The following is a 15,981-nucleotide window of genomic DNA, read 5'->3' on the forward strand; positions in this document are numbered from 1 at the left end:
CCGCACTGCACGATTGAACGAAGCGGCTCATTGCATGAGCGTGATCTTGGTGGCCGTGGGAGTGGCGTCGAGCAGCAGCTGCGAGGGCCAGGGCGCCCAGGTTGCACCAAGTTCGGGCGTGTTCGGGTCGCCCGTTCGCATGAAGGCGCCCACGCTGGCCATGACCGCGTTCGACAGCGCCAGCCTCCCCTTTTCGTTGGCCTTGCCGCGGATCACGTTCGACAGCACCGAAGGACCGAAATTGCCGAACACGAAAGGCAGGTCGAAGGCGTGAGCCGCGCCGTAGACGTCGTTCCAGGGAGAGGCTTCCTGGGCCCAGTCGAGGCGGTAGTGCCAGATGTTCGACTGGCGCGTCTTCATCGTGTCGAGCAGGTTGTCGCGGTTGGCTTCGAACAGGCCCTTGGTGATGAGCGCGGTGGCCGCGTCGTAGCCGGTGCCGGCCTTGTCTACCGGAAGGTAGAACGGGTCGATGATGTCTTCCACCTTGAGCGTGGGCGCCGCATCGGGGTCGAAGCTGAACATCATCGAGAAGCGCTGGGCGTCGTTGACGATCCACCCCGGCTTCGGGAAGCCGATGGTGCCCAGCAGCGACGCGAAGAGCTTGCCCTCGTCGCGCGTGTTGCCCGAGAGCATCGGCACCTTCGCGTACTGGTCGGCGGCGATGGCGCCGATGGGGTCGGTCGGGATCACCGTGCCGTCGGGAATGGGGCCGATAGCCCCCTGCACCCCGACGACGGTGGTCAGCATCTTTCCACCGTCCTGCGAACGCAGATAGTCGGCAATCTGCGCGGGCGTGCGGGTGGCGATGTACGCCTTGGCAGCCGTCGCGTCGGCGGCAGTGCCGTCGGCGACGAGCAGCTTCTCGAGGATGGCCTCGCCCTGAGCCAGCGAGACCGAGGCCGGCGACAGCGAAGGCAGCGTGCCCGGCGGCAGGTTGCTCGCCAGCGAGATGCCGCCGCTCATCTCGAAGGCCTTGTGGAAGAGGCCCTTGGCCATCGGCGAGGTCATCACCGACAGCAGGTTGGTGGCGCCTGCCGATTCGCCCGAGAGCGTGACGTTGCCCGGGTCGCCCCCGAAGCTGGCGACGTTGTCGCGGATGAAGCGCAGCGCCGCCATGTTGTCGAGCAGCGCGAAGTTGCCCGAATCGTCGCCCTCGCTGCCGCCCGGACGCAGCTGCGGCACGTTCAGGAAGCCCAGGATGCCCAGCCGGTAGCTGGCGGTGATGACCACCGCATTGGCGGCCTTGGCCAGCGCCGCGCCGTCGTACAGCGGGTCTGCCGTGTAGCCCGAGATGTTGCTGCCGCCGTGAATGAAGAGCAGCACCGGCAAGTTCTTCTCTTCCGTGGCCGGGCGCCAGATGTTGACGAACAGGCAATCCTCGCTGCCCGAGGGCTTGCCCAGCATGGTGCCGATGGTCTCGTCGTAGGTGTTGTTGGCGCCCGGGCTGAAGATGCGGCCGATCTGCAGGCAGGCGTTGCCGAACCTGGTGGCCGGGCGGATGCCGCTCCAGGGCTCGGGCGCCGCAGGCGCGCGCCAGCGCAGTGCGCCGACTGGCGGCTTGGCGAACGGAATGCCTTTCCAGAACCAGGTGCCGGTCCTGGCGCTGTCGTCCACGCCCTCGACCTTGCCGGCAACGGTCTGGCGGACCATGGGGCCATCCGCCGCGGGCGGGGCCGGCGCCGGAGCCGGTGCGGGCGGCGGGCCCGGAAGGAAGGCGAAGCCGGACGAGCCGGAGCCGCCACCGCCGCAGGCCGAAAGAGCCGCCAGGGCGGCCGCGGCCATCACCAGGGCGACGGCCCTGGCCGTTGCCGTCTTCTTTACCGCCGCCGGACCCTGCCGGTCGCGTGCGTTCGTCTCTGTCTCCATGTTTCTTGTCTCCACACCGGGTTAATCGGAATTCCTGGTCTGACGCGCCGCGCCCATACTCCGGGGCCGCCGAACGCGTAAAAAAATTCTAGAAACCGGCACGGTTTTCATCGCTATCGCAACAAAGCCAAACGAATGACTTCAGGAGCCTCCACGCCACTGCGCCAACGCGGTACCCCGCGCCGGGCGGGCTGCATGCCGCAGCCGGAGCTGCGCACCAGCTCGGCCGCGTGGCTCGAGGGCGTCCTGTCGATGTTCGAGGCCGAAGGACTGGATGTGCCCTCGCTGCTGTGCGAAGCCGGCTTCGACCCCGACTCGCTGCACCGGCAGAACGCGCGCATCCCGGTCGATGAGATCTCGGTGCTCTGGCAGCTCGCGGTGGCCCGCGCCGGCCGGCCCACGCTGGGCCTGCACCGAGACCTGGCTTCCACACACAGCAAGCTGGGCACGGTGGGGCATGCGATGTCGTGCAGCTCCAGCCTCGAATCGGCGCTGGTGCGGCTCACGCGCTACATGGCCGTTATTTCGGACGCCACCGCCTTCTCTCTGCACCCCGATCCGCGCGGCTGCTGGATGGTGATGCGACACACCGGCGGCAGCCTGCCCATTCCGCGCCAGCGCGTCGAATACGCCCTGCTGACCGTGCTCATGCAGTGCCAATGGCTCACGCGGCGCGAGCTGCAGCCGCTGGCGATGGAGTTCGTCTACCCCGCCCCGGCCGACGACCGCCTGCACCGCGAGGCCTTCGGCTGCGAGATCCGGTTCAACGCCGAGGCCAACCGCCTGCTGCTGTCGGCCGCCGACATGGCCACGCCGCTGCCCACCTTCCACGAAACGCTGGGCGAGATGCAGGAGCATCTGCTGGACGATCAGCTCGATCTGCTGGGCCAGACCACCACCAGCACGCTGGTGTGCGCCGAGATCGCGCGCCGCCTGCAGCACGGCGAACCGCGCCGGCAGGACGTGGCCTCCGGCCTCGGGCTGGCCGAGCGCACGCTGCAGCGGCGGCTGCAGGAGGAGTCGGTGTCCTTCCAGTCGCTGCTCGACCGCACCCGCCGCGAGCTGGCCAAGCAGTACCTGGCCGAAGACCGCCACACGCTGACCGACGTGGCCGACATGCTGGGCTTCGTCGATACCAGCAACTTCTTCCGCGCCTGCAAGCGCTGGTTCGGCGTGCCGCCGGCGCAGTACCGGGCCCGCCTCTGGGACACCCCCGCCGCCCTCGCGGCCTGACACCGGCCGGCCCCCGATGGCCCGCCCGGCCAGGGGTTACGCGCGGTGCCGGACAATCCGGGCATGAGCTTGCTTGCTGAAGACACCGAGGCCGCGGACCTGGGCTTGCGCTGGAAACCGGGTTTCGCCGCCCTTGGACCGGCCTTCCTCACCGAACTGCGCCCCACGCCCCAGCCCGATCCCTATTGGGTAGGCCGCAGCGAAACCGTCGCCCGCCAGCTCGGGCTGCCGGCCGGCTGGCACGAATCCGGCGCCACGCTGGCGGCCCTCACCGGCAGCCTGCCCGTTACAGGCACCCGCCCCTTCGCCACCGTCTACAGCGGCCACCAGTTCGGCGTGTGGGCCGGGCAGCTCGGCGACGGGCGCGCCATCATGCTCGGCGAGACCGAAGGTGGTCTCGAAGTGCAGCTCAAGGGCGCCGGGCGCACGCCCTATTCGCGCGGCGGCGACGGCCGCGCGGTGCTGCGCTCGAGCATCCGCGAATTCCTCTGCAGCGAGGCCATGCACGGCCTGGGCATCCCGACCACCCGGGCGCTGTGCGTGACCGGCTCCGATGCCCCCGTGTACCGTGAGGAGATCGAAAGCGCCGCCGTCGTCACCCGCGTGGCGCCCAGCTTCGTGCGCTTCGGCCACTTCGAGCATTTCGCGGCCAACCAGCGCAACGACGAACTGCGCGCCCTGGCCGATTACGTCATCGACCGCTATTACCCCGCCTGCCGCACCACCGAGCGCTTCAACGGCAACGCCTACGCCGCCTTCCTCGAAGCCGTGAGCGAGCGCACCGCCGCCCTGCTCGCCCAATGGCAGGCCGTGGGCTTCTGCCACGGGGTGATGAACACCGACAACATGAGCATCCTCGGGCTCACCATCGACTACGGCCCGTTCCAGTTCCTCGACGGCTTCGACCCGCGCCACATCTGCAACCACAGCGACACCAGCGGGCGCTACGCCTTCAACCAGCAGCCCAACGTCGCCTACTGGAACCTCTTCTGCCTGGCGCAGGCGCTCCTGCCGCTGATCGGCGACCAGGAAGTGGCCGTGGCTGCCCTGGAGTCTTACAAGACGGTGTTCCCGAACGATTTCGAGGCCCGCATGCGCGCCAAACTGGGCCTTCCTGAAGCAGCCGAGGGCGACCGCGCGCTGATCGAAGGCGTGCTCAAGCTGCTGGCCGCCGGCAAGGTCGACTACACCATCTTCTGGCGCCGGCTCTCCAACTACGTGGCCGACGGCAACGTGGAGCCGGTGCGCGACCTCTTCCTCGATCGCCCGGGCTTCGACGCCTGGCTGCTATCGTTTTCGCAGCGCCATGCCGCCGCCGACAGGGCCCGGGCCGCGGAACTGATGCGCCGCTCCAACCCGAAGTTCGTGCTGCGGAACCACCTTGGACAGCAGGCCATCGAAGCGAGTCAGCAAAAGGACCACTCGGGTGTGGCAGTCTTGCTGGCTCTGCTGCAGACCCCATTTGAAGAACATCCCGGCGCCGACGCGTATGCCGGGTTCCCGCCCGACTGGGCCTCCACGATCGAAATCAGCTGCTCATCATGACCACTCCCGTACAGAAAACCGACGCCGAATGGAAAGCCCTGCTCGCTGAAAAAGGCGCCGAGCCCGCGGCCTTCGAGGTGACGCGCCACGCGGCCACCGAACGCCCCTTCACCGGCAAGTACGAGGCGCACTGGGAAGACGGCACCTACCACTGCATCTGCTGCGGCGCCAAGCTCTTCGAGTCGGCGACCAAGTTCGACGCCGGCTGCGGCTGGCCCAGCTTCTCGCAGGAAGCCGTGCCGGGCGCCATCCGCAACATCATCGACCGCTCGCACGGCATGGTGCGCACCGAGAATGTCTGCGCCAATTGCGGCGCCCACCTGGGCCACGTGTTCCCCGACGGCCCGACCGAAACCGGCCTGCGCTACTGCATGAACTCGGCGTCGCTCGACTTCCAGAAGAAATAAGAGAAAAGAAACAGGCAATCCGCTCGATGAAACTGATCCTCGACTTCTTCCCGATCCTGCTCTTCTTCATTGCCTACAAGATGGGCAACATCTACACCGCCACCGGCGTGCTCATGGCCGCCACGGTGGTGCAGATGGCGATCATCTACGCCACCGAGCGCAAGCTGCAGGCAATGCAGAAAGCCACGCTGGTGCTGATCCTGCTGTTCGGCACGCTCACGCTGGCGCTGCACGACGATCGCTTCATCAAGTGGAAGCCGACGGTGCTCTATGGCGCCATGGCGCTGGCGCTCGCGGTGGCGCTGTGGGCGCTGAAGAAGAACTTCCTGAAGATGCTGCTGGGCTCGCAGCTGGAGCTGCCCGACCGCATCTGGGGCCGGCTCAACGTGGCGTGGATCGGCTACTGCGTCTTCATGGCCGTCATCAACGGCTACGTGGCGGCGTACTTCACGACCGAGGCCTGGGTCAACTTCAAGCTCTGGGGCTACGTGTTCCCCATCGTCTTCCTGGTGGCGCAGGGCCTGTACATCGCGCCGCACCTGAAGAACGAAGAAGACAAGCCCGCGGCATGACGAGCACGGCCGCCCCCCTTCCCACCACGGCCGAACTCGAGGCGGCGCTGCGCAAGGCGCTTGCGCCGACCGCGCTCGAGGTGATCGACGAAAGCGCCGCCCACGCGGGGCACGCCGGTGCCAACGCCGAGGGCCGGGGCACCCATTTCAGGGTACGCATCGCCTCCCCCCTGTTCGAGGGGAAGCCCCGCGTGGCGCGGCATCGGCTTGTGTATGATGCCCTCCACGTTTTCATCGCACAGGGTCTGCACGCCATCGCCATCGAGGTGCTCTGAGTCAGTCGTCCAACGCATCGCTCGCACGCCGCGCCCGCACCGGCAGCTGCTTTCTCCCTTTCTTCCCTCAATCCCCTGCTTTCATTACCGCGCAACTCCTACACGCGCATTTCCTTCCCAGCTCGACCATTCATTCCATGAAAAAACAAATCTTGCAGGCCGTCGCGGCCGCAGCGCTGCTCGGTGCCATCCCCATGGCGGCCCTGGCGCAGAACGCAGCCATCGTGAACGGCAAGCCGGTGCCCAAGGCCCGCATGGACGTCCTGGCCCAGCAGCTGGCAGCCGCCGGCCGCCCGGTGACGCCCGAGATGCAAGGCCAGCTGCGCGAGGAAATCGTGGCGCGCGAAGTGTTCATGCAGGAAGCCCAGAAGCAGGGCCTCGACGCCACCGAGGACTACAAGAATCAGCTCGAACTCGCCCGCCAGGCCATCCTGATCCGCGCGCTCTTCGAGAACTACCGCAAGACCAACCCGGTCTCGGACGCCGACGTGAAGGCCGAGTACGACAAGTTCGTCGCAGCCAACGGCGGCAAGGAATACAAGGCCCGCCACATCCTGGTCGAGACCGAAGACCAGGCCAAGAAGATCATGGCCGACCTGAAGAAGGGCGCGAAGTTCGAGGACATCGCCAAGAAGCAGAGCAAGGACCCGGGTTCGGGCGCCAACGGCGGCGACCTCGACTGGGCCAACCCCGCGAGCTTCGTGCCCGAGTTCTCCGAGGCGATGATCAAGCTCAAGAAGGGCGAGACCACCCCCGCCCCGATCAAGACCCAGTTCGGCTGGCACATCATCCGCGTCGACGACATCCGCCAGGCACAGCTGCCGAAGCTGGAAGAAGTGAAGCCGCAGATCACGCAGCAGCTGCAGCAGCAGCGCCTGCAGAAGTACCAGGAAGACCTGCGCGCCAAGGCAAAGGTCGAGTAATCGATCCTGGCAAAGGAAAAGCGGCCTTCGAGCCGCTTTTTTATTGCAGTTCTTCTCGTTCTTCCAGTTCTCTTTTCAGATGGCCCAGGTGCCGAAGTTCTCACCCGGGCCATCGAGCGCCGTGAAAGCCTGCCAGGCCTTCTCCGCGTCGGCGCCCTGCACTGCGCGCCCCAGTGCCTCGAGCGTGCGGTAGATATTCTTCGACGCGCCGAAGTGCTTGGCGTTGAGCGCTTCGAGCTGCGGCAGCAGGGTTCCCAGGATTGCGGCGCGAGCTGCCGACGACGCCGCATCATCCTCGCGCCAGGCGACCAGCTGCCTGCGAATCAGGTCCTCGATCCGCGCCGCTTCCAGCACGCGCCGGCTTTGCGGGTGATCGAGGTCGAGCATCGGTTCAGCCCACCCAGCGGCGCGCGTTGCGCCAGATCTGCATCCAGGGACTCAGCTCGCTCTTGTCGCCCGAGGTCCAGCTCATCTGGATGTTGCGGAACACGCGCTCCGGATGCGGCATCACTGCGGTGAAGCGGCCGTCCGGCGTGGTCACGGAGGTCAGGCCGCCGGCGCTGCCGTTGGGGTTGAACGGGTACTGCTCGGTGGGCTTGCCGTGGTTGTCGACGAAGCGCATCGCAGCGATCGCCTTGTCGGCGTCGCCGCGGTACTTGAAGTTGGCGTAGCCCTCGCCGTGCGCCACCGCGATCGGCAGGCGGCTGCCGGCCATGCCCGCGAAGAAGATGCTGGGCGATTCGAGCACCTCGACCATCGACAGCCGCGCCTCGAAGCGCTCGCTCTGGTTGGTGGTGAAACGCGGCCAGGCCTCGGCGCCCGGGATGATGTCGGCCAGCTCGGCGAACATCTGGCAGCCGTTGCACACGCCCAGGCCGAAGGTGTCGGCGCGGCCGAAGAAGGTCTTGAACTGCTCGGCCAGCTTCGGGTTGAAGGTGATGCTGCGGGCCCAGCCGATGCCGGCGCCCAGCGTGTCGCCGTAGCTGAAGCCGCCGCAGGCGACCACGCCCTTGAAGTCGGCGAGGTCCGCCCTGCCCGTCTGCAGGTCGGTCATGTGCACGTCGAAGGCTTCGAAGCCGGCCTCGGTGAAGGCGTAGGCCATCTCGACGTGCGAGTTGACGCCCTGCTCGCGCAGGATCGCGACCTTGGGGCGCGACTGCAGGATGGCCGGGGCAACGGGTTGTTGCGCGTTCGGCAGGAACACGTGCATGCCCGGGTCGGCCGGATCGCCGGCCGCGGCGTGTTCGGCATCGGCGCAGGCGGGGTTGTCGCGCTCGCGGGCGATCTTCCAGCTGACCGAGTCCCACACCTGCTGCAGGTCGTGCAGGCTCGCGCTGAACACGGACTTGGCGTCACGCCAGACTTCGATCTTGCCCTTGCCCGCGTCCATGGTGGAGCTGGCCGGACGGGTCTTGCCGACGAAGTGGCTGTGGGTGCTCAGGCCGTGGGCGCGCAGCACCTGCATGACGTCGTTGCGCTCGGCGGTGCGCACCTGCAGCACCATGCCCAGCTCCTCGTTGAACAGCGCCTTGAGCGTGAGTTCCTCGCGGCGCGCGCTGACCTGCTGCGCCCAGTTCTTGGCGTCGCCGGTCTCCATGCGGCTGTCGGAGATGCCGTCGCCTTCGGTAACGAGCATGTCGACGTTGAGCGCCACGCCGACGTGGCCGGCAAAGGCCATCTCGCAGGCGGTGGCGAACAGGCCGCCGTCGCTGCGGTCGTGCATCGCGAGGATCTTGCCGTCGGCGCGCAGCGCGTTCACGGCGTTGACGAGCGCGACAAGCTGCGCCGGGTCGTCGAGGTCGGGCACCGTGTCGCCGCTCTGGTCGAGTGTCTGCGCGAGGATGCTGCCGGCCATGCGGTGCTTGCCCTGGCCCAGGTCGATCAGCACGAGGGTGGTGTCGGCCTCTTCGGCGTCGAGCTGCGGCGTGAGCGTGCCGCGCACGTCGGGCAGCGTGGCGAAGGCGCTGACGATCAGGCTCACGGGCGAGGTGACCTTCTTCGCTTCGCCGCCGTCCTTCCACTGCGTGCGCATCGACAGGGAATCTTTGCCGACCGGGATCGACACGCCCAGTGCCGGGCACAGTTCCATGCCGACGGCCTTGACGGTCTCGTACAGGGCGGCGTCCTCGCCGGGCTCGCCGCAGGCGGCCATCCAGTTGGCCGAGAGCTTCACGCGCGAGAGTTCGATGGGCGCGGCCAGCAGGTTGGTGATGGCCTCGGCCACCGCCATGCGGCCGGAGGCCGGCGCGTCGAGCGCGGCCAGCGGCGTGCGCTCGCCCATGCTCATGGCTTCGCCGGCAAAGCCCTTGTAGTCGGCCAGCGTCACGGCGCAGTCGGCCACCGGCACCTGCCAGGGGCCGACCATCTGGTCGCGATGGCTCATGCCGCCCACGGTGCGGTCGCCGATGGTGACGAGGAAGCGCTTGGAAGCCACCGTCGGGTGCGAGAGCACGTCGATGGCCGCCTTCTGCAGATCGACGCCGGTGAGGTCGAGCGGCTTGAAGCTGCGCGCCACGGTCTTCACGTCGCGGTGCATCTTCGGCGGCTTGCCGAGCAGCACGTCCATGGGCATGTCGACCGGCTGCACTTCGGCACCTTCGTCGGCCACCAGCAGTTGGCGCTCTTCCGTCGCCACGCCGACCACCGAGAACGGGCAGCGCTCGCGTTCGCAGAAGGCCTTGAACTGCTCGAGCGATTCCGGCGCGATGGCCAACACGTAGCGCTCCTGGCTTTCGTTGCACCAGATTTCCTTGGGCGCCATGCCCGACTCTTCCAGCGGTACGGCGCGCAAGTCGAAGCGCGCGCCGCGGCCGGCGTCGTTGGTCAGCTCGGGGAAGGCGTTGCTCAGGCCGCCCGCGCCCACGTCGTGGATCGCGAGGATGGGGTTGGCCGCGCCCTGCTGCCAGCAGTGGTTGATGACCTCCTGCGCGCGTCGCTCGATCTCGGGGTTGCCGCGCTGCACCGAGTCGAAGTCGAGCTCGGCCGCGTTGGCGCCGGTGGCCATCGAGCTGGCGGCGCTGCCGCCCATGCCGATGCGCATGCCGGGGCCGCCGAGCTGGATCAGCAGCGAGCCGGCGGGGAACTGGATCTTCTTGGTCTGCGTCGCTTCGATGCTGCCCAGGCCGCCCGCGATCATGATGGGCTTGTGATAGCCGCGCTGCACGGTGTCGACGTCGCTCGCCACGGTCTGCTCGTACTCGCGGAAGTAGCCCAGCAGGTTGGGACGGCCGAACTCGTTGTTGAACGCGGCGCCGCCCAGCGGGCCCTCGGTCATGATCTGCAGCGGGCTGGCGATGTGCTCGGGCTTGCCGTAGCTGCCCTCTTCCGGCCAGAGCTTCGAGACGGTGAAGCCGGTCAGGCCGGCCTTGGGCCTGGAACCACGGCCGGTGGCGCCCTCGTCGCGGATCTCGCCGCCCGCGCCGGTCGAGGCACCCGGGAACGGCGAGATGGCCGTGGGGTGGTTGTGCGTCTCGACCTTCATCAGCACATGGCTCAGGGCGCTATCTTTTTGATAGCTCTGCGAGCCGCTGGCGGGCACGAAGCGCTCGATGGCTGTGCCTTCCATGATCGAGGCGTTGTCGGCGTAGGCCACCACCGTGTGCTGCGGGTTCAGCTTCTCGGTGTTGCGGATCATCGAGAACAGGCTCTGCGGCTGGGCCTGTCCGTCGATGGTGAAGTTGGCGTTGAAGATCTTGTGGCGGCAGTGCTCGCTGTTGGCCTGCGCGAACATCATGAGCTCGACGTCGCTGGGGTTGCGGCCCAGGCGGGTGAAGGCGTCGACCAGGTAGTCGATCTCGTCCTCGGCCAGCGCCAGGCCGAAGCCGGTGTTGGCCGCCACCAGCGCGGCGCGGCCGCCGCCCTGCACGTCGACCTGCGCCATCGGCTGGGCCGGCAGCTCGCTGAAGAGGCTGGCGGCCTGCTCGACCGTGGCCAGCACCGATTCGGTCATGCGGTCGTGCAGCGGGACGGCCACGGCCGCCAGCTGGTCGCCGTCGAGCACGGGGGCCTTGCCGATCAGCGGGGCCTTCAGCTTCAGGTGGTACTGGGTGACGCGCTCGACGCGCCGCAGGGCCAGCCCGCAGTTGTGGGCGATGTCGGTGGCCTTGGAGGCCCAGGGCGACACGGTACCCAGGCGCGGCGTGACCACCACGCTGGTGCCCGCCTTGGCCGGCGCCTCGAAGGGGTCGCCGTAGGTCAGCAGCGCGGCGAAACGCTCGCGGTCGGCCTGGCCGAGCGCCGCGTCTGTCACCACGAGGTGCACGAAACGGGCCGAGATGCCCTCGATGCGCGGTTCGATGGATTGCAGCTTCGGCAGGAGCTGGCGTGCGCGGAAGTCGCTGAGCGCGCTGCCGCCCTCGAACATGGTTACGACAGGAAGGGCTTGAGGTGCGGGCTGCGTCACGGTCGATGGGGCCTCGGGGGCCGCGTTGGGAAATCAAGGAATCGAGGCGGATGGCCGCTGACTGGGGTCATCCGCGTTAACCCGGGATTTTAGCCGGGCCAATGGGATAATTCGGCCATGAGCATTAACTACAAAGACGCTGCAGGCATCGAAGCCATGCGGGTCGCATGCCGCCTGGCCTCCGAGGTGCTGGACTACCTCACTCCCCTCATCAAGCCCGGCATCACGACCAACGATGTCGACCGGCTGGCTGCCGAGTACATGGTCAAGCAGGGCACCACCTCCGCCACGGTGGGCTACATGGGCGCGAGCAGCGTCCCGTTCCCGAAGTCGCTGTGCACCTCGGTGAACCACGTGGTGTGCCATGGCATCCCGAACGACAAGCCCCTGAAGAAGGGCGACATCATGAATGTCGACGTCACCGTCATCAAGGACGGCTGGTTCGGCGACAACAGCCGCATGTACGTGATCGGCGACGCCTCCATCGCGGCCAAGCGCCTGTGCCAGATCACCTTCGAGGCCATGTGGCACGGCATCCTGCAGGTGCGCCCTGGCGCGCACCTGGGCGACGTGGGCCATGCGATCCAGAAGTTCGCCGAGGGCCAGGGTTTCTCGGTGGTGCGCGAGTTCTGCGGCCACGGCGTGGGCCAGCGCTTCCACGAGGAACCCCAGGTGCTGCACTACGGCCGCCCGGGCACCATGGAAGAACTCAAGCCCGGCATGATCTTCACCATCGAGCCGATGATCAACGCCGGCAAGCGCGACGTGAAGGAAGACTTCAAGGGCGGCCAGTACGACGGCTGGACCATCGTCACGCGCGACCACTCGCTGTCGGCGCAGTGGGAGCACACCGTGCTCGTCACCGAGACCGGCTACGAGGTGCTGACGCTGTCGGCCGGAAGCCCGCCGCTGCCCTCCTTCGTCACCGCCACCAAGACCTGACGCGCAGACGCACCCCCTCGCCGTGATCGAAGCAGCCAACATCGACGTGGCGACGCTGCGCGAAGCCTATCGCGCGAAAAAGCTCGCTCTGTTCGACACCCTGCGCTTCGCGCGCGCCCCGACCCGCAGCGTCCACACGGTGCTGCGCCAGCTCTCGGCGCTGGCCGACGAAACGCTGTGCACCCTGTGGCGCGACGCCGGCTTCGGCGACTCGCTCACGCTGGCGGCCGTGGGCGGCTTCGGGCGCGGGGAGCTGTTTCCGTATTCCGACGTCGACGTGCTGCTGCTGCTGCCGCCCGAGGGCGAGGCCGGCGGCATCGAGCCGGCCCGCATCGAGGCGTTCATCGGCCAGTGCTGGGACGCCGGCCTGGAGATCGGCTCCAGCGTGCGCACTGTCGAAGAATGCCTGGCGGAGGCCGAGAAGGACGTCACCGTGCAGACCTCGCTGCTCGAGGCGCGCCTGATCGCCGGCAACAAGAAGCTCTTCACCGCCTTCCGCCGCCGCTTCTCGCGCGCCATCGACCCGCAGGCCTTCTTCGTGGCCAAGTCGCAGGAAATGCGGCACCGCCACCAGAAGTTCGACAACACGCCCTACGCGCTGGAGCCCAACTGCAAGGAATCGCCGGGCGGCCTGCGCGACCTGCAGACCATCCTCTGGATGACCAAGGCCGCCGGCTACGGCAGCCGCTGGGACGACCTGGCCAAGAACGGCCTGGCCACGTCCTTCGAGGCGCAGCAGATCAAGCGCAACGAGGCACTGCTTTCGCTGATCCGCGCACGGCTGCACGTGATCGCCAACCGGCGCGAGGACCGCCTGGTGTTCGACCTGCAGACCGCCGTGGCCGCCAGCTTCGGCTACGAGAGCGAGTCCCAGCGCAAGTCCAGCGAGGCGCTCATGCGGCGCTACTACTGGGCCGCCAAGGCGGTGTCGCAGCTCAACCAGATCCTGCTGCTCAACATCTCCGAGCGGCTGCAGCCCAGCGACGAGCAGCACACGCCGATCAACGAGCGCTTCTACGAACGCGCCGGCCTGATCGAGATCGCCAGTGACGACCTCTACGAGCGCGAGCCGCACGCGGTGCTCGAGACCTTCCTGCTCTACCAGAAGACCATCGGCGTGAAGGGCCTGTCGGCGCGCACGCTGCGCGCTCTCTACAACGCGCGCCACGTGATGGACAGCAAGTTCCGCAACGACCCGGTCAACCACCAGACCTTCATGCGGATCGTGCTGCAGCCCTACGGCATCACGCACGCCTTCAGGCTGATGAACCAGACCTCGGTGCTGGGGCGCTACCTGCGGGTGTTCCGCAGCATCGTGGGGCAGATGCAGCACGACCTGTTCCACGTCTACACGGTGGACCAGCACATCCTGATGGTGCTGCGCAACGTGCGGCGCTTCTTCATCGCCGAGCACGCGCACGAGTACCCGTTCTGCTCGCAGCTGGCGGCCGGCTGGGACAAGCCCTGGATCCTGTACGTGGCCGCCCTCTTCCACGACATCGCCAAGGGCCGCGGCGGCGACCACTCCACGCTGGGCGCGCGCGACGTGCAGCGCTTCTGCAAGCAGCACGGCATCGCCCGCGAGGACGCGAAGCTCATCGAATTCCTCGTGGCCGAACACCTGGTGATGAGCCAGGTCGCCCAGAAGCAGGACCTGAGCGATCCGGAGGTGATCGGCGCCTTCGCCAAACGCGTGGGCAACGAGCGCTACCTGACCGCGCTCTACCTGCTGACGGTGGCCGACATCCGCGGCACCTCGCCGCGCGTGTGGAACGCCTGGAAGGGCAAGCTGCTGGAAGACCTGTACCGCTACACCCTGCGTGCACTGGGCGGCCGCATGCCCGACCCGGACGCCGAGGTCGAGTCGCGCAAGCGCGAGGCCCTGGTGCAGCTCGCCCTGCACGCCCAGCGCTTCGAGGCGCACAAGGCCCTGTGGGACACGCTCGACGTCGGCTATTTCATGCGCCACGACGCTGGCGAGATCGCCTGGCACGCCAAGCAGCTCTCGCGCTTCGTGCCGCCGCCGAACGTGCCGGCCGACCCCAAGGCAGCGCCCATCGTCAGGGCGCGCCTGTCCCCGGTGGGCGAAGGCCTGCAGGTGGTCGTGTACACGCCCGACCAGCCCGACCTGTTTGCGCGCATCTGCGGCTACTTCGACCAGGCATCCTTCAGCATCCTGGACGCCAAGGTGCACACCACGAGCAACGGCTACGCGCTCGACACCTTCCAGGTGGTGACCACCTTCCTGCCGGACCACTACCGCGACCTGATCAGCATGGTCGAGTCGGGCCTGGCGCAAACGCTCACCGAGGCCGGCGCGCTGCCGCCGCCCAGCATGGGCCGGGTGTCGCGCCGGGTGCGCAGCTTTCCGATCAAGCCGCGCATCAGCCTGCTGCCGGACGACAAGGCGCAGCGCTGGCTGCTCAGCATCTCGGCCAGCGACCGCGCGGGCCTGCTGTATTCGGTGGCGCGGGTGCTGGCGCGCCATCACCTGAACCTGCAGCTCGCCAAGGTCACGACGCTGGGCGAGCGGGTGGAAGACACCTTCCTGATCAGCGGCCCCGAACTACAGGGCCAGAAGACGCAACTGGCCATCGAAACAGAATTGATGGAAGCACTGGCCTCCTGACACCCCGGGAGCCCTCAGAATGTCGGCCATGGAATTCCTGATCGAACAGCTATCCGAAACCGTCTCCTCGGCCACGACGCTGGAAGACCTCGCGCGCCCGATGCTCGAAATGCTCGAGGCGGCAACCGGCCTTGAATCGGCCTATCTCACGGTCATCGAGCCCGACAAGGCCCGCCAGCACATCCTCTTCGCCCACAACGCGGGCGAGCTGACCATTCCCGAAGGCGCCTACGTTCCCTGGGGCGACACGCTGTGTCGCCATGCGCTGGAAGAAGACCGCATCTACGCCGACGATGCCGGCGGCTGCTGGGGCGATGCCGATGCGGCCCGCGAACTGGGCATCCAGACCTGCGCGAGCGCACCCGTCAGGCTCGACGGCGGCGGCCTGCATGGCGCGCTGTGCGCCGCCAGCGCCCGGCAGATGCCCCTGCCGGCCATCGCCGAACCGGTACTTCGCCTGTTCGCAAAGCTGATCGCCCAGCAGGTGGACCGCGAGCAGATGGTCGCCAGGCTCGACAAGGCCGGCATCGAACTCTCGGCCAATGCAGCGACCGACGTACTTACCGGCCTGCCGAACCGCCGCGCCCTGGTCGACGCGCTGCAGCGCATGCTGGCGCAGGGCGCGCGCAGCGCCCAGAGCGTGCTGGTCGGCTTCATCGACATGGACGACTTCAAGAAGATCAACGACGCGCACGGCCACGCGGTCGGCGACGAGTTCCTGGCGGCCATGGCGAAGCAGCTGTCGAACTGCGTGCGCGCGAGCGACATGCTGGCGCGCTTCGGCTCCGACGAGTTCGTGGTGATCGGCCTGGGCCCCGGCCTCGGCGAATCGCCGCGTACCGGCGCGATGGCGCTGGGCGACCGGCTGGCGGAAAACACCAAGGGCGAACTGCGGCTCAGGAACCTGACCATCGACTACGCGGGCGCCAGCGTCGGCGTGGTGGCGGTCGATCCGCGCACCACCTCCGCCGAGGAGGCCCTGCGGCAGGCCGATGCCGCCATGTACGCGGTAAAGCACGGCCGCCGCACCATGTTCCAGCACGCGGGCGAAGCCCTCTCGGACTGACCCCGGGCCGAGTCGCGACGCGGGCGCACGGCAGCGTCGTCCGCACCTGTCTCCGATGACGGCGGGGACGAAAGCGCACTTCACCAGAAATTTGAATCCGATCGCGCCCGCGCGACGTATG

General features: G+C 67.9%; 12 protein-coding genes. 9 read left to right on the plus strand and 3 right to left on the minus strand.

Annotated elements, in window-relative coordinates; genetic code table 11:
- Positions 1–27 precede the first annotated feature (27 nt).
- Entirely contained in the window at positions 28–1,782 is a 1,755-nt protein-coding gene (locus EJP67_RS05240; RefSeq protein ID WP_126020447.1) for a carboxylesterase/lipase family protein, read from the minus strand.
- A 279-nt stretch (positions 1,783–2,061) separates the two neighbouring features.
- Here EJP67_RS05240 and EJP67_RS05245 point away from each other — a divergent pair, with 279 nt between their 5' ends.
- The 6 genes from EJP67_RS05245 (at position 2,062) to EJP67_RS05270 (ending at position 6,821) form a co-directional block, all read left to right on the plus strand.
- Complete coding sequence (locus EJP67_RS05245; RefSeq protein ID WP_126020449.1) at positions 2,062–3,099, plus strand: AraC family transcriptional regulator; 1,038 nt, start codon at positions 2,062–2,064, stop codon at positions 3,097–3,099.
- A gap of 63 nt (positions 3,100–3,162) precedes the next feature.
- A complete protein-coding gene (locus tag EJP67_RS05250) occupies positions 3,163–4,644 on the plus strand; it encodes a protein adenylyltransferase SelO (RefSeq protein ID WP_126020172.1) in 1,482 nt (493 codons plus the stop codon).
- Positions 4,641–5,051, plus strand: a complete 411-nt coding sequence (msrB, locus tag EJP67_RS05255) for a peptide-methionine (R)-S-oxide reductase MsrB (protein ID WP_126020174.1) — start codon at positions 4,641–4,643, stop codon at positions 5,049–5,051. The genes EJP67_RS05250 and msrB overlap by 4 nt, the downstream gene beginning before the upstream one ends.
- 26 nt (positions 5,052–5,077) lie before the next feature.
- Positions 5,078–5,623 carry a septation protein A gene (locus tag EJP67_RS05260; RefSeq protein ID WP_019652541.1) on the plus strand — a complete coding sequence of 182 codons (546 nt, stop codon included), beginning with the start codon at positions 5,078–5,080 and terminating at the stop codon, positions 5,621–5,623.
- On the plus strand, positions 5,620–5,898 hold the full coding sequence (locus EJP67_RS05265) for a BolA family protein (RefSeq protein ID WP_126020176.1): 279 nt from the start codon (positions 5,620–5,622) through the stop codon (positions 5,896–5,898). The genes EJP67_RS05260 and EJP67_RS05265 overlap by 4 nt, the downstream gene beginning before the upstream one ends.
- Positions 5,899–6,035: 137 nt before the next feature.
- A complete protein-coding gene (locus EJP67_RS05270) occupies positions 6,036–6,821 on the plus strand; it encodes a peptidylprolyl isomerase (RefSeq protein ID WP_126020178.1) in 786 nt (261 codons plus the stop codon).
- Positions 6,822–6,896: 75 nt separating this feature from the next.
- Here the strand turns inward: EJP67_RS05270 and EJP67_RS05275 are convergent, their stop codons facing one another.
- Complete coding sequence (locus EJP67_RS05275; protein ID WP_126020180.1) at positions 6,897–7,208, minus strand: hypothetical protein; 312 nt, start codon at positions 7,206–7,208, stop codon at positions 6,897–6,899.
- 4 nt (positions 7,209–7,212) lie between these two features.
- On the minus strand, positions 7,213–11,184 hold the full coding sequence (gene purL / locus EJP67_RS05280; RefSeq protein WP_126020451.1) for a phosphoribosylformylglycinamidine synthase: 3,972 nt from the start codon (positions 11,182–11,184) through the stop codon (positions 7,213–7,215).
- Positions 11,185–11,340: 156 nt separating this feature from the next.
- Between purL and map the strand changes: the two genes are divergently transcribed.
- Genes map through EJP67_RS05295 form a run of 3 tightly spaced genes read left to right on the plus strand, consistent with a single transcriptional unit; the run spans position 11,341 to position 15,860 of the window.
- Positions 11,341–12,165, plus strand: coding sequence for a type I methionyl aminopeptidase (gene map / locus EJP67_RS05285; protein WP_126020182.1), 825 nt, complete (start codon positions 11,341–11,343; stop codon positions 12,163–12,165).
- Between the two features lie 22 nt (positions 12,166–12,187).
- A complete protein-coding gene (locus EJP67_RS05290; RefSeq protein ID WP_126020184.1) occupies positions 12,188–14,794 on the plus strand; it encodes a [protein-PII] uridylyltransferase in 2,607 nt (868 codons plus the stop codon).
- A 28-nt stretch (positions 14,795–14,822) separates the two neighbouring features.
- Entirely contained in the window at positions 14,823–15,860 is a 1,038-nt protein-coding gene (locus tag EJP67_RS05295) for a GGDEF domain-containing protein (RefSeq protein ID WP_126020186.1), read from the plus strand.
- Positions 15,861–15,981 lie beyond the last annotated feature (121 nt).

It is taken from the genome of Variovorax guangxiensis, assembly GCF_003952165.1.
Classification (GTDB): domain Bacteria; phylum Pseudomonadota; class Gammaproteobacteria; order Burkholderiales; family Burkholderiaceae_C; genus Variovorax; species Variovorax guangxiensis.